Consider the following 23527-nt stretch of genomic DNA (forward strand, 5'->3'; position numbering starts at 1 on the left):
ACGTTTATCTGCAAGAAATAGTTTTTACACCTTGATTATCAAGCTATTTAAGATATACATAAGTAATCCCATCCCCGCCCCTATCGGCATGTTCGTCTTCCATTCTGCTTACTTCGCTATATTTTTTCAGGTAATTTCTTATCAATTTCCTTAAAATACCATCGCCTTTACCATGTATCACTTTAAAAGAATTCATATTAAACATAATGGCTTTATCCAGATATTTTTCTATTTCGTATAGCGCATCGTCACCTCTCTTACCTCTTACATCTATTTCACTTACAAAATCCGCAGCAGACTGCGTATGGGTTACTCTGCTAAGTTTACGAATGTCTTTGGGTACCTCGCTATTAGAAACCTTTATAGCCCTATTTTTTTTCACAACAGACCTTAACTCGCCAAAAGCAATAATCAAATTATCTTTATTAACTTCTAAAACTTGAGCTATATTACCAGAATCTGTTAGCTTAATCCAATCACCTTCTTTAACCTCTACAGTTTCATTAGTAATTTGCTTTGGCTTTTCTGCCTTTATTTCGTTCTTTTTAAGCTCTGTATGAAGCTGACTTCTCAATTCCTGAGTCTTTTCTTTATCAGCTTTGCTTTCTTTTATCTCAGCAATGGTATTTTCTACAAGTTTATTGGCATTTTTAATGATTTGTTGCGCTTCAAGCTTGGCTTCTTTGAGGAGGTTTTTCTTATTTTCATCATAAAAAGCTTTTAACTTCTCATTCTCATCTAGTAATGATTTTGCTTTTCTCTGAAGCTTATCTATCTCAATCTTTTTCTCTAAAACTTCTTTTTTATCACGTTCTAAATCAATCAATAAAGTATCTACTTTTCTTTGCTGTATACTGATTTTACTCTTCGCTAAATCTAGCAATTGTTTAGATAAACCAATTTTTTGTGCAATTTCAAAAGCATAAGAACTGCCAGGCTTACCCATCTCTAACATGTAAAGCGGTTGCAGATGGATATTATCAAAAATCATAGATGCATTTTCAATACCAGTGGTATGATTAGCAAATATTTTCAGATTAGAATAGTGTGTGGTGATTACTCCAAAAGCGTTTTTCTTGTTGATGATTTCTAAAACAGCCTCAGCAATGGGCCCACCAAATTGAGGATCGGTACCGGTACCAAATTCATCTATCAATACCAAAGTTTTGGCGTTGGAAAACTCCGTAAAGTATTTCATTTTTGATAGATGAGCGCTATAAGTACTTAAATCGCTTTCTATGGATTGATCGTCTCCAATATCAGCAAAAAGCTGTTTAAATATGCCAAATTCTGATTCCTCTGCCACAGGCACCAACAAACCGGCTTGTACCATAATTTGTAATAAGCCTACGGTTTTCATGGCTACGGATTTACCTCCTGCATTAGGCCCAGAAACCAATAAAATCCTAGTTTTCTCGTCTAAATGCATATTTAAAGGCACTACAGGTTTTCCGTTTTGCTTTGCCCCTATAACCAATAAAGGATGACGAGCATTCACCAATTTTAACCTCGTATCTTTTAAAACAACAGGCATTTCTGCATCAATTTCAATAGCAAAAAGTGCTTTTGCCCTTACAAAATCCAGCTTGGTTAAAAAGTTATGATAAGAATATAAAATAGGTACGTAAGGGCGAGTTTTATCTGTTAAGTCGGTTAAAATTTTGATGATTTCCCTTCTGCGCTCAAACTCCATATCCCTTATTAGGTTATTGAGGTTAAAAACTTCTTCGGGTTCTATGTAAACGGTTTGCCCAGATGCAGACTCATCATGAACAAAACCTTTTAATTTCCTTTTATTTTCTGCTAAAATAGGGATACAAATTCTACCATCTCTAACGGTTAAACTACCATCGGCAACCCAGTTGTTTTGTTGGGCATTTTTATAAATCTGGTCTACTTTTTTACGGGCATCTTGTTCTGCTTTGGCAATAGCATCAGTTAAATAAGCTAATTCTTTAGATGCATTATTCTTGATTTTACCCTTAACATCTATAATCGCTTCTATATTTTTAATGATGCTTTTTTCTATAGGTAAATGCTCAAACAGTGCTTCTAAATTAGGATACAAGCCATTCCGCTCTTCAAAATATTTGATAACCGCAAAAACTGTAAGCAAAGAATTATAAATCTGAAAAAACTCTTCCTCACTTAAAAAAGTACCTTCTATTTTGGCTTTATCAGAAAGTCTTTTGATGTCAAAAAAACTTTGGATGGATAAAGGCTGATCGTTCTTAATGATATTTTTAAACTCTTGCGTTTGCTTCAAGAACTTAATTATCTGATCATAATTAGCCATGAACTGGATTTTATCCACCATTCCACGCCCCATATCACTCATACAAAAAGATCTGATGTTGGCTTTTATCTCATCAAAACCTAATTTGTCTAAACTATTTACTGGATAAATCATCTACTGCTCAAATTAAACTTGAAACACCTATTTAATAGGCCTTCTTCTAACCCTAAGGCTATCTTGTGTTTGACGTTGTATTTCTTTAATCTCTTTACGGATGATTCCTTTATTTAAATCCACAGTTTTAGCAACAGAGTCTTTTTTAAGCTTATAAATTAGACTACTGCTAATAATTGCTTTGTTTAAACTATCAATAAATTTAAGCGGCAATCTTAAAGTTCTTAACTGTTCTTTATTGATTTCATCTTGCATTCTTAACAAACTATCCTCAACAACTTCATATATCTCTTTCATCTGCTCGGTATTTTTACCATAATATTTTAAGCTGGTGCTAAACTTTGCAGAATCTATTTGATGCCTGTTAAAAACATAGTTATAGCGGTCTTTGGCAAAAATCAATAAAGAATCCTGATTAAATCTAACATCCAAAGCAGCATCACTTAAGTGCATATCAATCAATACATTAGCCATTTCATCTTCGGCTATCAAGTTATCAGGCTTATCATCATTGTTACAGGCTACAAAAAAAATAAGTAAACAAAACAAAGCCAGCAATTTTTTCATTCGTATTTTTACCATTTAAAAAGCTAAAATTACAGATAAATGAGCATTACAGATAATTTATTAAAACTAAAAAAAGAGATAGAGCAAGAAGATGTAAAACTCATTGCTGTTTCTAAAACAAAACCAGTTGAAGATATTATGGAAGCTTATTTGGCTGGGCAACGTTTGTTTGGAGAAAACCATGTGCAAGAATTGGTAGAGAAGCATGAAGCCCTACCAAAAGATATAGAATGGCATTTAATTGGCCATTTACAAACCAATAAAGTAAAATACATTGCCCCTTTTATACACCTCATCCACTCGGTTGATAGTTTAAAGCTATTACAAGAAATTAATAAGCAAGCTGCAAAAAATAATAGGGTTATCAATTGCTTATTACAAGTTTACATTGCCGATGAAGAAACAAAATACGGTTTAGGTTTTGATGAGGTGATAGATTTATTACGCTCTGATGAATTTGCAAGCTTACAAAACATAAAAATTGTTGGCTTAATGGGAATCGCAACCAATTCTGATAACGAGAAGCAAATAAAGGAAGAGTTTTACGAGCTTAAAACTTTATTTGATGGTATAAAAACCTCTTATTTTAGGAAAGATGATGGATTTAAAGAAATTTCTATGGGTATGTCTACCGATTATAAAATTGCCATAGAACAAGGCTCTACCATGATAAGAATTGGAAGCGATATTTTTGGCAAAAGAGTAATTAAGCATTTTAAAAACGTAGAATGATTAGAGAAGCCCAAAAATTAGACTGCCCAAGAATGTTAGAGTTGATTCATGAACTTGCCCTTTATGAAAAAGCACCTGATGAGGTTACCGTTACTTTAGAAGAGTTTATTGATGCTGGTTTTGGAGAAAAGCCCGTTTGGAAAGCTTTTGTAGCAGAAATTGAGGGTAAAGTAGAAGGCTTTGCTTTGTTTTACATACGCTACTCTACCTGGAAAGGCTGCCGTTTATATCTTGAGGATTTTATTGTTACTGAAAAGATGCGTGGCCGAGGAATTGGCAAACTATTATTTGAGCGCACCATACAAGAAGCTAAAGAAAAAGGCTATAAAGGTATGGTTTGGCAAGTACTTGATTGGAATGAGCCTGCTATAAATTTTTATAGAAAATATGAAGCTTACTTAGAAAATGGCTGGCTTAATGCTTCATTATCCAGCCAACAAATACAAAAATTCTAACTTATGAAACATTATATTTTACTAGCTTTCATTGCTCTTACATTTATTAGCTGTAATCAAAATAAGCCAAAACAGGCAGAACAAGAACATGCTAAACAAATTGCTAAAGATACCTTAGCTTATGAACTTATAAACTTTTATAAAACCACACCAAGCTGTAAAAGTGATACTTGCGAAGCCTATGTAAAAGCTGTTTACCCGGTTTTTAAAACAGATTCTTTAAACAAATTTGTCAGCAAAATCATTACTACTTTACCTTATAATGGTGTACCAACAAATAATTTAAACTTAGCTGCAGATTCTTTTATTAACGATTATCTAAGGTTTAAAAAAGAGTTTCCTGATAGCCCAGCAGGCTACGCATGGGATCAGAATTTTAGAATAGCTTATCAGGATAAAGATTTTATCAATTTCGCTTATCAAACCTATGTTTATACGGGTGGGGCACATGGTTTAGAAACCATTCAGTATTTCAATGTTTCTAAAAAAGACTATCAAATTATACAACTAAAAGATATTTTTGATAAAGATGAAAGAGCGCAATTAAATACTATTGCCGAGCAAATTTTTAGAAAACAAGAAGGCTTAAAAGCCGATGATAACTTAGACAGCTATTTCTTTGACGAGCAAAAGTTTAAGCTTAATGAGAACTTCATCATCACCGATAAGGGATTAAAATTTATGTATAACCCTTACGAGATTAAAGCGTATGCTTATGGCAGAACAGAACTGCTTATCCCATACGAAGACATGCAAGAAATCATAAAAAAAGAAAGTATTTTATCAAAATTCAAACTATAATGGAGGTATTCAAATTTGGTGGCGCTTCTGTAAAAGACGCCGATGGTATTAAAAACTTAAGTCTTATACTTAAGAAAAACATCGGTAAACAGCTATTAGTGGTTATTTCTGCTATGGGTAAAACTACCAATGCTTTAGAAAAACTTACCAAAAGCTATTTTGATAAAAAAGATGATGTTTTTGATATTCTAGACGAGATTAAAACTTATCATTTTAGTATTTTAGACCAACTTTTTGAGAATAAAAACGCCAAAGTTTTTGATGAGCTTAATAACACTTTTGTGGAAATTGAGTGGATAATTGAAGACGAACCACAAGATGAGTTTAATTTCATTTACGACCAAATAGTTTCTATTGGCGAAATCCTTTCTACCAAGATAGTCAGTCATTATTTAAATACCGTTGGTATTAACAACAAATGGCTTGATGCCCGTTCCTACATCCAAACGGATAATACTTACCGCGAAGCCAAAATTAACTGGGAGAAAACAGAAAAGTTAATTGCTCAAGGCATCCCTCCTATCTTGAAAGAGCAAATGGCCATTACACAAGGTTTTATTGGCAATACCTCAGAAAATTTCACAACTACTTTGGGCAGAGAAGGTTCTGATTATACTGCATCTATTTTTGCAAGTTGTTTAAATGCAAGCCAAGTTACCGTTTGGAAAGATGTACCGGGTATTTTAAATGCTGACCCCAAATTATTTAAAGATACCCAAAAACTGGACGAATTATCTTACGCAGAAGCCATAGAAATGACTTATTATGGTGCTACAGTTATTCATCCAAAAACCATTAAACCGTTACAAAATAAAGGTATTCCACTATTTGTGAAGCCTTTTATGCAACCAGAAGAGGCAGGAACCATCATTAAGGAAGCCGATATTGCTATTCGGATTCCTATTTTGATTGTAAAGCAAAACCAACTGTTGTTGAGTATATCAACTAAAGATTTTTCTTTTATGACGGAGCATCATCTAAAAGATTTATTTGCGGCTTTTTCTCAAACAAATATTAAAATTAACATGATGCAGGTATCAGCACTTAGTTTTTCTGCTTGTTTTGATGATGATGAAAGCAAGTTTAATCAGCTTAAAAATTTACTTGAGGCAAATTTTAGTTATAAATACAACAATCATTTACAGCTTATAACTATTAGGCATGCTACAGAAGATAGCATAAAAACTTATGCACAAGCAAAGAGTTTATTGCTAGAACAAAGAAGCAGAACAACAGCACAGTTTATCCTAAAAAATGATGAATAAAGCACTTTTAGATAAAGAAGTTCAGGATTATATTAGGCTTAACGCCGATGTCGATGTGAATAAAATTATCTTAAAAGGCTCCCCGTTTAAAGGTATTGATGTAAAAGAAATTGCTAACCAAATACAAGGGAAGAAAGCAACAGCCAAAAAGCTCCCCTTATGGGCAAATACTGATGGCATTATTTATCCACCAAAACTAAACTTAGAGCAGTCATCATCAGAAATAACAGCACTTTATAAAAGCAAATTGGTTAAAAATGCCAAATTGGTTGATTTAACAGGTGGTTTTGGTGTTGATGATTTTTACTTTGCTAAAGAAGCTAAAGAGGTTGTACATTGCGAACTTAATACGCAACTATCTGCCCTAGCACAACACAACAACCAATTGTTAGGTGCTCAGAACATTACATTTCATACCGGCGATAGCCATGAATACCTGCAAAAAATACAGCAAACTGATATTATTTATACAGACCCCTCTAGAAGAGTAGAAAACTCGAAAGTATTTTTATTGCAAGATTGCGAGCCAAACATTATCCAACATCTGGATTTTTATTTATCTAAAGCTTCAAAAATCATATTAAAAGCAGCCCCTATTTTAGATATTTATGCAGCGGTTAAGGCGCTTAAATATGTAAGCGAAATACATGTTGTAAGTGTAAATAACGAGTGTAAAGAGCTTTTATTCATTATAGAAAAGCAAGCATCAGCAACTAAAATTATTTGTGCTTTATTAAGTGTTGATCATCAAAATATCTTAGAATTTCCATATCTGGAAGAAGAAAACATCATCAGCCCAAGCTATAAAAACCCCGAAACTTATTTGTATGAGCCAGATGCTGCTATTTTAAAAGCTGGTCTTTTTAAAAGTATTGCCCAAAAGTTTGACTTATATAAATTACATCAGCATTCGCATGTATATACTTCAACAGTATTAAAGCAAGATTTTCCAGGTCGTGTTTTAAAGATTAAAGCGTATTATGATTTAAAGCAATTTTCTAGACAACAAATAGAACAGGCAAATGTTATATGCAGAAATTTTCCGTTGAAACCAGAAGAGGTGAAGAAAAAGTTTAAGATAAAAGATGGTGGTGATACCTATTTGTATTGTACAACCATTTCTAATGGATTAAAGATTATGATAATTGCAGAAAGAATTATCTGAAATTATTTTACATTTGAAACAAATTAAACATCTATTAAATATCCAGACTTAAACACAGCCTAAATTTTCATGATTTTTAAATTAAAAAAATGACATTTTTTGAAGAAATAAACAATGATAGCTTAGCAGGGGTAGCTCTTAAAAATATCAACATCAAAAAAGCAGTAATTTCATATTTTGCAAATACTGGAAACTCTACCATTGCAGATTTATGTAAAGAATTAGCTTTAAGCGCTCCAAAAGTTAATAATATTCTTAATGATTTACTTGCCGATGGCCTGGTTAAAGATTATGGAAAAGTAGAATCTACCGGAGGAAGAAAACCTAATATTTATGGTTTAGTAGCAGAATCGGCTTTTTTTATTGGAGTTGATGTTAAAAAAACGCATATCAATATAGGTTTATCAGATTTAAAAAAGAATATCATTAAATATACCGAGCATTTGCCTTATCAACTGGCAAATACTCAGGAATCTTTGGATGAACTTTATGAATTGATTAGAAATTTCATCAAAAGCTTAAAAACTCCTAAAGATAAAATTTTAGGCATTGGTATTAATTTAAGCGGTAGAATTAATTATACCACTGGCAATAGCTACAACGCATTTCATTTTAATAAAAAGCCATTAAATAAAATTATGGAAAGCAGTTTAGGTATTAAGGTTTTTTTAGAAAACGACTCTAATGCAATGGCTTTTGGAGAGTTCTCATCAGGTGTAGTAAATGGCGAAAAAAATGTTTTGTTTTTAAATGTTGATTATGGCTTAGGACTTGGCATCATCATTAATAACCAACTCTATTACGGAAAATCTGGATTTGCCGGAGAATTTGGACATATCCCGATGTTTAAAAATGAAGTTTTATGTTATTGTGGTAAAAAAGGCTGTTTAGAAACAGAAGCGTCAGGAAATTATTTACTACGCATGTTTAAAGAAAAATTAGCTTCGGGTTTAGCCTCATCTATTAATAGAGATCCGAAAAATATACAATTGGAAGATATTATTAAAGCTGTTAATCAGGACGATACCTTGGCGATAGAAACACTAGCCGATATGGCTGATAATTTAGGAAGAGGTATTGCATTACTTATCAATATCTTCAATCCAGAACTGATTGTTATAGGAGGTAGTTTGGCAGCAACTGGAGATTATTTAAGACTTCCTATCAGAAGTGCTATCAATAAATATTCTTTAAGTTTAGTAAATGTTGATACTAAAATTCAGATTTCACAACTAGGAGAAAAATCTGGTGTTGTAGGTGCTTGTTTATTATCAAGAAATCGTGTGTTTAACATCGCATAAAAAACTAACAATCACTTAAACTTATTGGAATATTAACCGCCAAGCCACCTTCTGATGTTTCTTTGTATTTAGAATTCATATCTAAAGCCGTTTCCCACATGGTTTTAACTACACTATCTAAAGAAACTTTTGCTTTTGATGGCTCACTTTGTAGTGCTAATTGAGCAGCTGTAATAGCTTTTATTGCCCCCATCGTATTACGCTCAATACAAGGAACTTGAACCAAACCAGCAATTGGATCGCATGTAAGCCCTAGATGATGCTCCATAGCAATTTCTGCTGCCATTAAACACTGCTCTGGGCTGCCACCTAAAACTTCTGTTAAACCAGCTGCTGCCATTGCCGAGCTTACGCCGATTTCTGCTTGGCAACCGCCCATAGCAGCAGATAAAGTTGCACCTTGTTTAAAAATACTTCCAATTTGTGCCGCAGTTAATAAAAATTGTATGATTTTACTGTTGTTTTGACCATTGCAAAAAACAATATAATACATTAAAACAGCCGGAATAACACCTGCAGAACCATTTGTTGGTGCTGTTACTACCCTGCCAAAAGAAGCATTTTCTTCGTTTACAGCTAAAGCAAAACAGCTAACCCAATTTAAAGTATACTGAAAACCATTACCATTTTCTTTAATGGCAGCCATCCACTCGTATTGGTTATGATATTTTTTACCAGATAATAACCTTTTATTAATAGCGGCCGCCCTTCTGTTTACAAGCAATCCACCGGGTAAAATTCCTTCTTCATGGCACCCTTTATAGATACAGTCTATCATCACCTGCCATATTTGAAGCAATTTTTCATCTATAACAAGTTCTGTATTCCAGCATTTTTCATTCTCTAAAACTATACTGCTGATGTTTTTAACTGCTGTTGTACAAGCATTAAGTAAGTGGGCAGCGGTTTGTGTTTCGTATTTAGGTGCTGTTGTCTTAGCAGAAGTTAAGGTTTCTTCTCCTTCTTTTTGGATAAACCCACCACCAACAGAATAATAAGTTTCCTGATAAACCTCGGCCGAGGCTAATACCACAATAAAAGTGAGGGCATTAGGATGATAAGGCAAGGATTCTTGCTTTAAAAACTCAATATCTTTAGCGTAATTAAAATCTATGCAATGTTGCTGATGAAGATTTATTTTTTTGTCGTTTTTGATACTATTTATTATCGGATTTATTTGGTTGATGTCCATCGTAACCGGATCAAAACCGCCTAAACCTAACATTAAAGCTATATCTGTACCATGCCCAATACCTGTTTTAGCTAGCGAACCATATAAAACAACATGAATAGTATTTACCTGATTGAGTTTGCCGTTTGCATGTAAATCTTTTACAAAACGTTGCGCAGCCCTCCAGGGACCAAGCGTGTGTGAACTTGAAGGACCAACACCTATTTTAAGGATATCAAAAACAGAAATTTGTTCGGCTAACATAGCAGGATAAATAAAAATTTTAGTCTTCTAAATAATCTAAATCTTTAGAAAAAGTTTCTTGCATTTTATTTAAGGCCCAAAAAGCTAATCCTAAACTTATGACACCAACAATAATACCTGCGTGTATAAAAGTTCCGTTAAATACCTTATTAAAGAACTGAAAAAGTAATGATAAAGGAACTACTGCACCTCTAACAAAATTAGGTACTGTGGTAGTAACGGTCGCCCTAATATTAGTACCAAACTGCTCTGCTGCTATGGTCATAAAAATAACCCAATAGCCTACAGAAAAACCTAGGAATAAGCATATTGCGTAGAAAGCAAACAAGCTTATACCAGACAAAAAGAAATATGCCGCAACGCCTACTACTGATAAAAACAAATAAACATAAACCACTTTTAAGCGGCTTTTTAACCACTGACTTAACAAGCCACTAGCAATATCGCCTAACACCAAACCGGCATAACAACAGGCAACAGCAGCACCAGCATTTACATTACCTTGAACGCCCAAAACCTTACCAAACTCTGGCGATAAAGTAATTAAAATCCCAACTACAAACCATAAAGGCACACCAATGATAATACATCTCAGATATTTAAAAAAACGCTTCTTATTACTAAAAAGCGAGAAAAAATCGCCTCTATTTACATGTTCTTGTTCTTTGGTTTTACCAAACATCCCTGATTCTGATACACCTATTCTTAATAACAACAAGGATAAACCTAAACCTCCACCAATAAAATAACAGGTACGCCAATCAAAAATTTGTGCAACAAAATAAGCTGCTACAGCACCACTAACCCCCACAGCAGCCACTATTGTTGTGGCATAACCTCTTTTTTCTTTAGAAATTAGCTCGGCCACTAAAGTAATACCAGCTCCCAACTCTCCTGCCAAACCAACTCCAGCTATAAAACGCCAAACAGCATAAGCTTCTATCGAGTTTACAAAACCATTAGCGATGTTAGCCACCGAATACATAAAAATAGAACCAAACAACACAGAAAGTCTACCTTTTTTATCGCCAAGTATGCCCCAAAAAATACCCCCTAATAGCAAACCTATCATTTGAACGTTTAAAAGAAAGATACCATTATCTGTTAAGGTTTGTCCAAAATAACCCATAGACTCTAAACTAGGTACCCTCACAATACTAAAAAGCAGTAAATCATAAACATCTACAAAGTAACCTAAAGAGGCTACAATTACAGCAGCACTTAAAAGACCTGCCTTGGGCTGAATATTTTGTTCTTGGCTAGAAGAAACCATATAGAAAATTTAGAATAATTGGTTAAAAACTTTTGATTTATTTTACTTTGTTTGGCTAAATTAATAAATATTTTAAAAAGTCAAAGTTTAATTTATCCTAAAAAAGAAATGGCTTCACTATTTGTAAAGCCACCTTTAACATCAGAAAATGTAAGTCATTATTTCTTGTATTGGTAACTATCAAACTGAACGCCATTTTCATTAATCATCCTAAACAATGCTTGATTGTTTTTTAGTGTTACCGCAATAAAATGTCTAATACTTTGCGCTTCTTTTAAATACCATTCTTTTTTGGTTATTGGTCTTGTATTTACTCCCCATGCGCCATCGCCCATATAAACAATACCTTTACCGGTTTCATCAATTTTATTTTCAAAGATAGGATATGTTCTTTTATAAGTATGGTCATGATTTTCAAAAGCTACTTTTACCCCATTTTTCTCAAACAAAGGCACAAAATTTTCTCTTATTTCTTTACTGTTACTCGCAGAAAACGCTCTGTTTGATGGATAAGCCGGCACATGATAGAAAGGGAATATAAAATCTACTTTTTTGTTTCTAGTGGCTAAGGTTTGAGCTAACCACTGGGTTTGCTCGCCTTTGATTGGGTTAGAATGATCTGTATCTAAAGCTACTAAAGAAAGGTAATTTTTAAAATCAAGAACATTATAGCCTCTTAAACCCGGGAAAGCAAAAAAAGTATAAAAGTAAGGAGCAATCTTTTTCCTCCACTCGTTGGTATCTTTAAAATCAGGATGCTTTTTATAAGTTCCATCAACAACTTCATGGTTTCCGATACCTGCTACAATAGGTATAATCCTGTTATCTTTATCTATAAGCGTTTCTTGTACCGACTGAAACCATTGCTCCCATCTTCCCAAATTCTTTTCTAAGCCATTTGCGTAAGCTAAATCTCCACCTAAGACTATAAAATCTGGATTTAATGCTAAAGCAGCCTTATTGGTTCTATCCATGTGAGCTTTTTCATGCATGGTATCACCGCCTGTAATAAATGTGATACCTTTTTTGGTATTAAGCGGCATGGTTCTAAACCTGTAAACTGTTTTATCAGAACCAAAAGTAAACTCATAATTACCTGCTGCTGTAAGATTTTTCAAGTAAAATCTATTGATTTTTTTGGTAGAAAATGGAAAGGCAAAACTTTCTCCCTGAAATTCATTCCACTTTTTCTCTGTAGCTAATTTATAGTTTAAGGTGTTTTTACCTTGATAATCGCCTAGTGTATGAACATCAATGACCATGGTAGATGTTGGATCATCAACCCAAGTAAGAAGTAGACCAGCAACTATTTTTTTGTCTTGAGCTTGTAATTTACAAGCAAAAATAAAGAAAGCTAGAAAGCTAAATACCTTTAGCAAATGTTTAATCATGTGGATTAATTTTGGTTTAACAGCTTGGAAATCTGAAATTTTCCTCAGAATTTCGATTCTAAAAATACAAAGCCTAAATCTAATTAGCTAAATTAATCTCAACTACTTAAAATTTTTCTCTATTAATAGTTGAATAATTCCATCAACCATACCAACTCTGGGCACATAAATGTTTTTAATATTACCCCATTTCATTACTTTAAGAAAAATATCGCAAGCAGGGATAATAACGTCTGCCCTATCTTGATTTAAGCCTAAGACATTGATTCTGTCTTTTAAAGAGTAAGAACTTAAATAATTTTCTAAGTTTTTAAGTTTTGTAAAAGATAAGGGAGCACCTTCTTTTTCATCAGATAACTTAAATAATTTATTGATGTTACCTCCTGTGCCAATGCCTATAAGGTCTCTGGTATCTTTACAATTTTCTTTAATCCAGGTTTGCATATCTTGCCATTCTTCCTCTCTATCCTGATTATCCAAAATACGGATAGTACCTAGATTGAAAGATTTTGAGGCTTCCATTTGGCCATGACTAAATACCGAAAGTTCTGTACTTCCGCCACCAACATCTATATATAAATAGTTTTTCTTGCGATCTAGCGTTTGTTCTATATGGCTGGCGTAGATGATGCTCGCTTCTTTTTGACCACCAATAACCTCTAAATCAAGACCTATTTCTTCTTTTACCTTTGTTGTAAGTTCCTCGCCATTTACCGCCTCACGCATGGCCGATGTTGCACAAGCCATGTAATCTTCAACTTTATAAACATCCATAAGGTTCTTAAAAGCTAACATGGTTTTATATAAATCAGTAGCTTTCTTCTCAGAAATTTTTTTCTCCAAAAAAGCATCATCACCTAACCTTAAAGGTACTCTTACTAAAGTGTTTTTTTTAAAAGAGATGGTTCCGTCGTTATCTATAATATCTGCTATAAGGAGTCTTACTGCGTTAGAACCAATATCAATTGCTGCGTATTTCAATTTTAGCTATGTTTTTGTTTTAAATAATTATATATCTCTATTTGAGAACGGTAAGGTTCTTTATGACCAGTTTTACGATATTTATTGTTGTTGAGATGATTGATTTCTCTGGCTTTGGTATTGTCTTTTAATTGTATATCTATAATATCTCTAATTTCCTGTTTGATAGTCTCATCATAAATAGGGAAACCAACTTCTACCCGATGATCTAAGTTTCTAGTCATTAAGTCGGCTGATAATAAAAAGACTTTTTCTTTCCCTCCATTTGCAAAAACCCATATCCTAGCATGTTCCAAATATTTATCTACAATAGATATCACTTCAATATTTTCGCTAAAACCCTTTCTTCCAGGAACCAAGCTACACATACCACGTACTATCAATGTAATTTTTACACCCGCATTGCTAGCTTCGTAAAGCTTCTTGATGGTTTGCTCATCAGCAAGCGAATTCATTTTTAAGATGATGTAAGCCTCTTTACCTTGCTTGGCAGTTTTAATTTCCTGATTAATAAGTGCGAATAATTTAGGACGAGTTTCTAAAGGAGAAACTATTAAATGCTTATAATCTTTAGAAATTGCTTTTTTAGAAATGGCTATAAACAGTTTACTTAATTCATCCGTAATTTTAGGATTAGCAGTAAATAAGCTATGATCACCATAGATACCAGCAGTTTTCTCATTAAAATTGCCCGTAGCTAAATTAGCATAATGTACTTTAACACCTTTTTCTATACGGGTAACTAAACAAATTTTAGAATGCACTTTATAACCTGTGATACCATAGTTAACCATTACCCCCTCTTCTTCTAGTCTGTTTGTCCAATAAATGTTGGCTTGCTCATCAAAACGGGCTTTAAGCTCAACCAAACAATTTACCTTTTTGCCATTACGTGATGCGTTGATAAGCGCATTAATTACTTTAGAATTTTCTGCTAAGCGATATAAAGTAATGTGTATTTCTGTAACTTTTGGATCTATGGCGGCTTCTCTTAAAAAGTGGATGATATAGTCAAAAGATTGATAAGGCAGACTGATAAGATAATCTTTTCGTTTAATCAACTCGAATAACCCTTTAAAATAGCTTAAGCCTTTTACCGGCAGCGGCGTTTGCTTTTTATATTCTAAATCATCTAAACCTACATTAGGAAAACTTATAAAATCTTTAAAATTATGATATCTGTTACCTGGTATTAAGCTTTCTGAGTTTAAATTTAATTTTGATACAATGGTTGATAGCATATCCATTGGCATGGCGGTATCATAAAGTAAGCGCATTGGCTTACCTTTTTTACGTTTTTGTAAACTTTTAGATAATGCTTCTATAAATTTATCACTAACGGTTTTATCTAAATCCAGTTCGGCATCACGGGTAACTTGTATAGAATATGCTTCAATTTCATCATAATCAAAAATGAAGAAAACATCATCTAAACAATACCTAATAATATCATCAACCAGAATAATAAATTTCAGATTGTTGGTTTCTGGTAAAATTAAAAACCTGCTAATTCCTTCTGGAAGCTCAACCAAAGCATATTTTACTTTGGTTTTTTTATCTTTCTTGGATAGCTTAACCAAAAAATAAATAACCCTGTCTTTTAATTCTGGAAAAGGCTGTTTTTCATCTAAAATAATAGGCACAATAGCAGATAAAAGCTTATCTCTAAAAAACGATTTTACGAAAGCTCCCCGACTTACGTTTAATTGCTTATCATTAAGGATAAAAATTTTATTGTTAGAAAGTTCTTTGATAATCTCCTCATACAAAAGATTAAACTTTCTTTCTTGTTTGATAACGATATTTTTAATTTGATTGAGGATTTTTTTAGGATTATAGCCTAATTCCTCTTTTACTTTGTCTACAACAGTTGTTAACCTATTTAAAGTAGCAACACGTACACGGTAAAACTCATCCAAATTAGAGGAGAATATAGCTAAAAACTTTATGCGCTCTATCAAAGGGACAGTTTTATCCGCAGCTTCCTGCAAAACCCTATCATTAAAATATAGCCAACTAATTTCTCTATTTAAAATTGGAGGTTTACTATTTGTCATTATATACCACGAAATCCAAAGCTGCAAAATTTAATGTTAACTATGTGTTAAGTATAAACACTGTTAACCATTATTCAAAAACACGTAATACCTATCAAAATTGATGCAGCAATTTACTTTATCTACTCTGTTTTCTTAGTTGATGATTTATTTACTTTTTTAACAGGTGCTTTGCTGGCTGTTTTTGGTGCCTCTGGCTTGGCTACAGTTACTGCTTTATCAACAGTTTTTTTGGTGGGTACAGCTTTTGGTGCAGGGGCTTTTTTTACTACTTTTTTAGTAGGAGTAGTCGCTTTTGGAGCCTCAGTTTTAACATCATCTAAAACTACTTTAGCTGGGTTTACAACTTCCTTTTTAATAATTTCTTCTATATCAGCAGCCTTGGTATTTACCTTTTTAACTGCTTTTGCAATTACTTTTTCCGCTTTTTGTGTTGATTTTAAGGTATTCACTTTTACTTCGGCTTTTTTAGTATCCGTTTTATTAACCTTTATATCTTTTACACTTTTAATTTTAGCGGCTAGTTTTTTAGCTAGCAGCTTACTAGCCTTTTTTAATTCGGAGCCTATATCCTCAGCGTCATGCCCCAAACTCACAATAAAATCTTTGAGCTTGGCTTTAAGGTTAATTTCTAAATCGTTTTTAAGCTGTTTTTTAACTTTTCTATTTACCCCTTTGGTTTTTGATACTTTCATAATACTTTTTTATTGTTTTATTTAAATCTATCTTTAAAAACTCAATTAATCAAATTAAGTTTTTGTATGCCATCATTTGATATCGTAAGTAAACTAGATAGCCAAACATTAGATAACGCTATTAACAATGCAAAAAAGGAGATTTTAAATCGTTATGATTTTCATGATTCTAAAAGTTCTATAGAATTGGATAAAAAAACCAATGCGCTAACTGTGATAACAGAGAACGATATGCGCTTAAAAGCGATTATTGATTCTATCATTTCTAGAATGGTGAAGCAACATTTAGACCCTAATGCTTTAAACTTAGAAAAACCGCATTATAGTGTTTCTGGTAACATGATTAGGAAAGATATTGATGTTAAAGAAGGTATTGATAAAGAAACAGCTAAAAAGATTGTAAAGAAAATTAAAGATTCTGGATTAAAAGTTCAGGCTTCTATCATGGAAGACCAAGTAAGGGTACAAGGCAAAAAAATTGATGATTTACAAGCTGTGATACAACTTTGCAGAGGCGATAATTTTGGCCAGCCCCTACAATACATCAACATGAGAAACTAAGTATGGAAAAAACGATAGCAGCATCAGATTTAATCATAAATACTGATGGTAGTATTTATCATTTAAACTTAAGACCAGAAGATATTGCTGATACCATTATTACTGTTGGCGACCAAGAAAGAGTGCCAGAGGTGAGCAAGTATTTTGATAAAATTGAGCTAAAAAAGGGCAAAAGAGAGTTTATTACGCATACGGGTTATATCGGTAAAAAAAGAATAACCGTTATTTCAACTGGTATTGGTACTGATAATATTGATATCGTTTTAAACGAATTGGATGCACTTGCTAATATTGATTTTGAGCAAAGACAAGTAAAAGAAAACCATAAAACTTTACAAATTATTAGACTAGGAACATCAGGAAGCATAAATAAAAATGTAGAAATGGGTAGCATTTTAGCATCTTCACATGGTTTAGGTTTAGATAGTTTGATGCATTATTATGAAAGAAACCTAAACGCTGAAGATAAAGCTTTAGAGCAACAAGTTCAATCTTCTCTTCAAGATTTAGGCTTATCTCCTTATTTAACATCAGCTTCAGCTTCTTTATTAAATTCTTTAGCTGCTGATATTCCTAAAGGGATAACGGTAACGGCTCCTGGGTTTTACGCTCCACAGGGCAGAAAAGTAAGAGCAATTAATAAAATCCATAACCTTATTGAAAGGTTAACAAGTTTAAATTTAAACCATTATACAGTTACCAATTTAGAGATGGAAACCGCAGGAATTTACGCTCTTGCCAATGCTTTAGGGCATGAAGCTATTTCTATAAATGCCATTTTAGCTAGTCGCTTAAATTTTGAGTTTGCAACTAACCCAACTTTAATAGTTGAAAATATGCTGAAAAAAGTTTTAGAGAAGTTAGCTTAATTCTTTAACATAATTTAGAAATAACTTTAAAGCTTCCTTTTTTTGAGCATCTAAAGGATAATCTATTTTATGTAGCAGATAATCTTCCAAATCAAAATCATCTCGCATTTGCATGGTTTTAAAGACTTCTTTAAGGTTATCTAAACCTAGCTTTAAAGCATCGCTAAAATCAGTAACAAATTTCTCTGGTAACTTTTTATTGCTTACCCAAGCAGCAAAAACGAAAGGTAAACCTGTGAAATTTTTCCATTCTTGAGCTAAATCATAAGCATAAGGATATAGATTTTGCTTGCCAAAAGTACGGTCTCCAATTTGTACAAATGCGGCTTTTGGATGTTTAAGCTCGCCGTAATCTGTCGCGTTAATTAACCTCACCGGGTTAACTTTAAAATAATGCGTTAACAATACAAAAGCTAAATTATTTGAGGTATTAGACTCGGGGTCCAATTGTAAAAATTCTATTTCTTCTACCGGGCAATTGCTAAAAATATAAACAGAATTTACAGCACCATTAGCCCCTATACAATAATCAGATACTAAATGATATTCGGGTAATTTTAATAAGGATGCAACAGGTATTAAACCTATATCAGCTTCATCATCTATGAGCTTTTGAGCACACAATGCCGGATAATCTACCGTTAATTGTATTTCTTCTTTAACAGGATGATGCTCTAAACCATAAATAAAGGGTAATGTATTGGTATAACTAACCGCAGAAACTCTTATCATCTTAAAATAAAATCAAACCTATAAACCCTGCTCTTCTAAATGCGCTAAACTATTAAAAACTTCTATCTCAAACCCCTCTCCATCATAATTTAAAACATATAAAGAAGTATTTTGGTGCGGATAGGTATCCATCTCAGACAATGGCTTTTTCATCAATAAACACATTAATAAACGAATAGCCCTACCATGCATACAAATTAAAACAGTATGTTCATTTTCTTGCTTGGTGATGTAATCCATTGCAGCTGCTTGCCTTACATAAACATCATTCGGACTTTCGCCTCCTTCTGGTTTAACATCATAATGACCAGCAGCCCAAGCCTGTATCAAATTAATAAAAGCCTCTCTTAATGCTGCATTACTTTTTTGACCTTCATAAACACCCCACGCCAGCTCATCTAAACCAGCTAACTGCTCCCAAGCTAAGCCATCATCAATAAAGCCTTTTACCGTTTGGTGCGTTCTTTTTAAGGTTGATGTATAAACTTTATCAAAAGGAATATACTTGTATTTTTTATAAAAAGCTTCACCTTGCGCTATTCCTGTAGCATTTAAATCAGAATTAACACCCCTGCCTTGTACAATCCCATCTTTGTTGAAATCTGTTTCACCATGCCTGATGACGTAAAGCTTTTTATTTTTCTTCTTATCCAAACTATATGTTTTTAATTAATAACGGGTAAAGCGTAGTATTTTGGTTTTTCATCCTCAGGGAAATCAGCATGCTCAAAATCATTGATAACATGATATAAAGTATCTCTTTCTACTGGTTTTTTACCAACTGCTTTAATCAATTTCACTAAATCTTTAGTGCTCATGGCAGGGTTTTGCTCCTCGGCACCAGCCATAGCATATATTTTGGTAGTATCGTCTAAAGTACCGTCAATATCATCAACACCAAAATTAAGGGATAGTTGGGCGGTATTTCTACCTATCATAGCCCAGTAAGCTTTGATATGCTCAAAATTATCCAGATAAATTCTAGAAATAGCGTAGTTTCTTAAATCTTCAACTACGGTTGATTCTGCCACATGAGACATTTGGTTATCCTGATTTCTGAATTTCAACGGAATAAAAGTTTGGAAACCACCTGTTTTATCTTGTAAATTCCTCAATCTCTCTAAATGGTCTACCCTATGCCAATATTCCTCTATATGACCGTATAGCATAGTTGCATTAGAACGCATGCCTAATTTGTGCCATTCTTCATGTATTTGCAGCCATTGCTCGGCATCGCATTTGTCTTTAGCAATTTGCTCTCTTATTTCTGGATGAAAAATTTCTGCTCCACCACCCGGCATAGACTCTAAGCCAGCTTCTTTCATCATCCGCATGCCAGTAGCGTAATCTACTTTGGCTTTTTTAAAGATGTAATGATATTCTACCGGAGTGAGTGCTTTAACATGTAAATCTGGGCGATGCTTTTTAATAGCCGTAAAGAAATCCATATAAAATTTCATATCGTATTGCGGTAATACACCCCCAACAATATGAACTTCTGTAACAGGCTGGTCATCATAAGATTTTACAATGGCCATCATTTCCTCCATGGTATACTCCCAACCTTCTGCTCTTTCTTTTATTAAACGAGAATAAGAGCAAAATTTACAATCGTAAACGCATAAGTTTGTTGGCTCTATATGAAAATTTCTATTGAAATAAGTAACGTTACCATGTTTCTTGGTTCTGATATAATTTGCTAAAACTCCTAAATAGGATAAATCAGCTTTTTCATATAAAAGAACTCCTTCTTCAAAACTTATTCTCTCTCCATTTTGTACTTTTAAGGCTATCTCTTTTAAAGAAACCTCCAAATGAGCATCTTGTAAAAGTACTGTGAGTTGATGGTCTGCGTTCATGCTATGAATTTTGTCAAAATTAATAATTAGCAAGCTTTTTTTAGTTTACTTAATGTAAAACAAACACTTTTGTATTAAGTTTACTTTTGTAAGTTATTAAACCATGAATTTAGAAACGCTAGTTATACATGCAGGCAATAAGGTTGATGAAGCTACAAAAGCAGTTGTACAGCCTTTAATTTTGTCTACTACTTTTGAAAGAAACAATGGCGAATATCCAGGTGGATACATTTATTCAAGAGCTGATAATCCTAACCGGAAATCTTTAGAGCGTGTTTTAGCTTTGTTGGAAGGCGGTGAAGATGCTTGTGCTTTTGCTACCGGTAATGCCGCTGGCATGTCGGTTTTTCAAGCTTTAGTACCCGGCTCTCACATTATTTGTCCTGATGATATGTATCACGGACTAAGAAATCAGCTTAAAATATTATTTAAAGGGATTTTAACTTTTGATTTTATTGATTTTACTAATTTATCTTTAATAGAAAGCACTATAAATGCCTCAACAAAGTTAATTTGGGCCGAAACACCATCTAACCCATTATTAAAATTGGCTGATATTGCTGCCATAGCTAAAATCTGCGAAAAGCATCAACTTATTTTTGCTGTTGATAATACCTTTGCAACACCTATTTGCCAACAACCTTTAACCTTAGGTGCCCATTTAGTGATGCACTCTACCACCAAATATTTAAATGGCCATAGCGATGTTACTGGTGGCGCTATCATCACCAAAAACAAAGATGAATTTTGGGAGAAAATTAGAACTGTACAAGGTTTTGGCGGTGCAACGCCTTCTCCTTTTGATTGTTATCTGATTACTCGAGGTATTAAAACTTTACCTTACCGGATGCGTGGGCATATAGAAAATGCCATGAAATTGGCTATTTATTTAGAAAATCATCCGGCTATTGAAGCTGTTTTTTATCCCGGCTTAGCATCACATCCGCAGCATGAATTAGCAAAAAAGCAAATGTTAAACTATAGTGGTATGCTTTCTTTCACTTTAAAAGGTGGTGAAAAAGCAGCATTTGATTTGATTAATGGACTAAAAATATTTACCCAAGCAACAAGTTTAGGAGGAGTTGAAAGTTTAATAGAGCATCGTTACGCAGTGGAAGGCCCAGATACCAAAACACCCAAAAATTTATTAAGAGTTTCTGTTGGTTTAGAACATATTGATGATTTAATTGATGATTTAGACCAAAATTTAAAAAACTTAAAACACTAATAATCAACAAAATAAAGATAAATTCAAAATTTTATTTGGAAAAACAAAGCAAATAAATATATCTTTGAAACATTATTTGGTTTAAATACCAAAATCAATTCCTCTTCAGAAAAGGTCTTGATTTATAAAGAAGTGGTAAGAGAACAGGCTCTAAGACCCACTGGCAACCTCACAATAATTGTGAAAGGTGCCAAATCCTGACCCGAAAGGGAAATATAAATTAATTTAAAGACATGAAAAGTTTAGCATTCATCTTACAACAAATTAATTTCCTGCTCAAAGGAAATCAAAACACTCTTGTTTTACAATTTGCTAATGCAAAATGTAACATGTGTTGCTGTATGTGCTAATTCTTGCGCCTCTTTATCCCATAAAACATTTATAACAAACTTTATTATTCACATTTTAAAATATCATACAATGTCTAATCAAAATTTGAAATTTGAAACCCTGCAATTACATGCTGGCCAACAAGTAGATCCAACAACTGGTTCAAGAGCCGTTCCATTGTACCAAACCACATCTTATGTATTTAACAGCTCAGAACATGGGGCTAACTTATTCGCTTTAAAAGAGTTCGGAAACATTTATACACGTTTAATGAACCCAACTACTGATGTTTTTGAGCAAAGAGTAGCAGCTTTAGAAGGTGGTGTAGCGGCTTTAGCAGTAGCATCAGGACAAGCAGCTCAATTCATTGCGATAGCAAATATTATCCAGTCTGGAGAGAACTTTGTTTCTACTAGATATTTATACGGAGGTAGCTACAACCAATTTAAAGTTCAGTTTAAGAGGTTAGGTATTGAGGCCCGTTTTGTTAACGAGGAAACACCTGAAGCTTACGAATCCTTGATAGACGATAAAACTAAAGCTATTTACCTAGAAACTATTGGCAACCCAGCTTTTAACATTCCTGATTTTGAAAAAATATCGGCTTTAGCTAAAAAACACGATCTTCCTTTGATTGTGGATAATACTTTTGGTGCTGGTGGATACCTTTTTAGACCAATTGAGCATGGTGCTAACGTAGTAGTAGAATCTGCAACAAAATGGATTGGCGGACACGGTACTAGCGTTGGTGGTGTTATTGTTGATGGTGGAAATTACAACTGGGGTAACGGCAAATTTCCTCAATTCTCAGAACCATCAGAAGGTTACCACGGTTTAGTTTTCTCTGATGTTTTTGGTGTTAACGGTCCTTTTGGTAACATCCAATTTATCATCAGAGCAAGAGTAGAAGGTTTAAGAGATTTTGGTCCTGCTATTTCTCCATTCAACTCTTTCTTATTGATTCAAGGTTTAGAAACCCTTTCTTTAAGAGTACAAAGACATGTTGATAATGCTTTAGAATTAGCAAAGTGGTTAGAAAATCATGAGGCGGTACAAGCGGTTAACTATCCTGGTTTAGAATCATCTCCTTACCATACTTTAGCTAAAAAATATTTAAAAAATGGTTTTGGCGGCGTATTATCTTTCGAGCTAAAAGGTGATAAAGAAAATGCCATCAAATTTGTTGATGCACTTAAACTAACCAGCCATTTAGCAAATGTGGGTGATGCAAAAACACTTATTATCCAGCCTTCTGCAACTACACATCAACAATTAAGTGCTGATGAACAATTAAAAGCAGGTGTTACACCAACTTTATTAAGAGTTTCTGTTGGTATAGAGCATATTGATGATATTAAAGCTGATTTTGCTCAAGCTTTTGACGCCATTAAATAATTTTTTGACCTTTTTAATTGATGTT

The 23527-nt window shown here is 33.4% G+C and carries 21 protein-coding genes and 1 riboswitch; of the genes, 10 read left to right on the forward strand and 11 right to left on the reverse strand.

The features are described from left to right. Nucleotides 1-43: 43 nt before the first annotated feature. Nucleotides 44-2410, reverse strand: a complete 2367-nt coding sequence (locus tag B2745_RS15745) for an endonuclease MutS2 (RefSeq protein WP_304068621.1) — start codon at nucleotides 2408-2410, stop codon at nucleotides 44-46. A 27-nt stretch (nucleotides 2411-2437) separates the two neighbouring features. After that, entirely contained in the window at nucleotides 2438-2977 is a 540-nt protein-coding gene (locus B2745_RS15750) for a DUF4296 domain-containing protein (RefSeq protein WP_304068623.1), read from the reverse strand. A gap of 39 nt (nucleotides 2978-3016) precedes the next feature. Between B2745_RS15750 and B2745_RS15755 the strand changes: the two genes are divergently transcribed. From B2745_RS15755 to B2745_RS15780, 6 genes are all read left to right on the forward strand, one after another. Continuing rightward, entirely contained in the window at nucleotides 3017-3709 is a 693-nt protein-coding gene (locus B2745_RS15755) for a YggS family pyridoxal phosphate-dependent enzyme (protein WP_304068626.1), read from the forward strand. After that, nucleotides 3706-4164 carry a GNAT family N-acetyltransferase gene (locus B2745_RS15760; RefSeq protein WP_304068629.1) on the forward strand — a complete coding sequence of 153 codons (459 nt, stop codon included), beginning with the start codon at nucleotides 3706-3708 and terminating at the stop codon, nucleotides 4162-4164. The genes B2745_RS15755 and B2745_RS15760 overlap by 4 nt, the downstream gene beginning before the upstream one ends. A 3-nt stretch (nucleotides 4165-4167) precedes the next feature. After that, nucleotides 4168-4965 (forward strand): DUF3298 and DUF4163 domain-containing protein, encoded by a 798-nt coding sequence (locus tag B2745_RS15765; RefSeq protein WP_304068632.1) that lies wholly within the window; start codon nucleotides 4168-4170, stop codon nucleotides 4963-4965. Beyond that, nucleotides 4965-6230, forward strand: a complete 1266-nt coding sequence (locus B2745_RS15770; RefSeq protein WP_304068634.1) for an aspartate kinase — start codon at nucleotides 4965-4967, stop codon at nucleotides 6228-6230. The genes B2745_RS15765 and B2745_RS15770 overlap by 1 nt, the downstream gene beginning before the upstream one ends. After that, complete coding sequence (locus tag B2745_RS15775) at nucleotides 6220-7395, forward strand: class I SAM-dependent methyltransferase (protein ID WP_304068636.1); 1176 nt, start codon at nucleotides 6220-6222, stop codon at nucleotides 7393-7395. The genes B2745_RS15770 and B2745_RS15775 overlap by 11 nt, the downstream gene beginning before the upstream one ends. Nucleotides 7396-7484: 89 nt before the next feature. Beyond that, nucleotides 7485-8696: an ROK family transcriptional regulator gene (locus B2745_RS15780; RefSeq protein ID WP_304068639.1), complete on the forward strand. Its 1212-nt coding sequence runs from the start codon at nucleotides 7485-7487 to the stop codon at nucleotides 8694-8696. A gap of 4 nt (nucleotides 8697-8700) precedes the next feature. On the opposite strand, the gene B2745_RS15785 is transcribed toward B2745_RS15780, so the two are convergent. The 6 genes from B2745_RS15785 to B2745_RS15810 all read right to left on the reverse strand — a co-directional run bounded on the left by B2745_RS15785 (nucleotide 8701) and on the right by B2745_RS15810 (nucleotide 16528). Further along, complete coding sequence (locus B2745_RS15785) at nucleotides 8701-10131, reverse strand: L-serine ammonia-lyase (protein WP_304068642.1); 1431 nt, start codon at nucleotides 10129-10131, stop codon at nucleotides 8701-8703. A 19-nt stretch (nucleotides 10132-10150) separates the two neighbouring features. Beyond that, the gene (locus B2745_RS15790; RefSeq protein ID WP_304068645.1) at nucleotides 10151-11404 is read right to left on the reverse strand and encodes an MFS transporter; all 1254 of its coding nucleotides are present in this window, start codon (nucleotides 11402-11404) and stop codon (nucleotides 10151-10153) included. Between the two features lie 158 nt (nucleotides 11405-11562). After that, nucleotides 11563-12795 carry a metallophosphoesterase family protein gene (locus B2745_RS15795; protein WP_304068648.1) on the reverse strand — a complete coding sequence of 411 codons (1233 nt, stop codon included), beginning with the start codon at nucleotides 12793-12795 and terminating at the stop codon, nucleotides 11563-11565. A gap of 102 nt (nucleotides 12796-12897) precedes the next feature. After that, entirely contained in the window at nucleotides 12898-13776 is an 879-nt protein-coding gene (locus B2745_RS15800) for an exopolyphosphatase (RefSeq protein ID WP_304068651.1), read from the reverse strand. 2 nt (nucleotides 13777-13778) lie between these two features. Then, the gene (ppk1, locus tag B2745_RS15805) at nucleotides 13779-15833 is read right to left on the reverse strand and encodes a polyphosphate kinase 1 (RefSeq protein WP_304068654.1); all 2055 of its coding nucleotides are present in this window, start codon (nucleotides 15831-15833) and stop codon (nucleotides 13779-13781) included. 122 nt (nucleotides 15834-15955) lie between these two features. Next, entirely contained in the window at nucleotides 15956-16528 is a 573-nt protein-coding gene (locus B2745_RS15810) for a hypothetical protein (protein WP_304068657.1), read from the reverse strand. 66 nt (nucleotides 16529-16594) lie between these two features. Here B2745_RS15810 and B2745_RS15815 point away from each other — a divergent pair, with 66 nt between their 5' ends. Beyond that, entirely contained in the window at nucleotides 16595-17089 is a 495-nt protein-coding gene (locus tag B2745_RS15815) for a YajQ family cyclic di-GMP-binding protein (RefSeq protein ID WP_304068660.1), read from the forward strand. A 2-nt stretch (nucleotides 17090-17091) separates the two neighbouring features. After that, nucleotides 17092-17958: a nucleoside phosphorylase gene (locus B2745_RS15820; protein WP_304068663.1), complete on the forward strand. Its 867-nt coding sequence runs from the start codon at nucleotides 17092-17094 to the stop codon at nucleotides 17956-17958. Here B2745_RS15820 and B2745_RS15825 read toward each other — a convergent pair. Genes B2745_RS15825 through mqnE form a run of 3 tightly spaced genes read right to left on the reverse strand, consistent with a single transcriptional unit; the run spans nucleotide 17950 to nucleotide 20549 of the window. Continuing rightward, on the reverse strand, nucleotides 17950-18690 hold the full coding sequence (locus B2745_RS15825) for a menaquinone biosynthetic enzyme MqnA/MqnD family protein (protein ID WP_304068666.1): 741 nt from the start codon (nucleotides 18688-18690) through the stop codon (nucleotides 17950-17952). The two genes, B2745_RS15820 and B2745_RS15825, sit on opposite strands and share 9 nt — an antisense overlap. An 18-nt stretch (nucleotides 18691-18708) precedes the next feature. Next, nucleotides 18709-19344, reverse strand: a complete 636-nt coding sequence (locus B2745_RS15830; protein ID WP_304068668.1) for a histidine phosphatase family protein — start codon at nucleotides 19342-19344, stop codon at nucleotides 18709-18711. An 11-nt stretch (nucleotides 19345-19355) separates the two neighbouring features. Then, nucleotides 19356-20549: an aminofutalosine synthase MqnE gene (gene mqnE / locus B2745_RS15835; protein WP_304068671.1), complete on the reverse strand. Its 1194-nt coding sequence runs from the start codon at nucleotides 20547-20549 to the stop codon at nucleotides 19356-19358. 103 nt (nucleotides 20550-20652) lie between these two features. On the opposite strand from mqnE, the gene B2745_RS15840 reads away from it, so the two are divergent. Both B2745_RS15840 and B2745_RS15845 read left to right on the forward strand, forming a co-directional pair. Beyond that, nucleotides 20653-21777, forward strand: coding sequence for a trans-sulfuration enzyme family protein (locus tag B2745_RS15840; RefSeq protein WP_304068674.1), 1125 nt, complete (start codon nucleotides 20653-20655; stop codon nucleotides 21775-21777). A gap of 119 nt (nucleotides 21778-21896) precedes the next feature. Beyond that, nucleotides 21897-21999: riboswitch (SAM riboswitch) on the forward strand. A gap of 198 nt (nucleotides 22000-22197) precedes the next feature. Next, complete coding sequence (locus B2745_RS15845) at nucleotides 22198-23502, forward strand: O-acetylhomoserine aminocarboxypropyltransferase/cysteine synthase family protein (RefSeq protein ID WP_304068676.1); 1305 nt, start codon at nucleotides 22198-22200, stop codon at nucleotides 23500-23502. Nucleotides 23503-23527 lie beyond the last annotated feature (25 nt).

The organism is Pedobacter glucosidilyticus, assembly GCF_002483235.1.
In the GTDB taxonomy this organism is placed as follows: domain Bacteria; phylum Bacteroidota; class Bacteroidia; order Sphingobacteriales; family Sphingobacteriaceae; genus Pseudopedobacter; species Pseudopedobacter glucosidilyticum_B.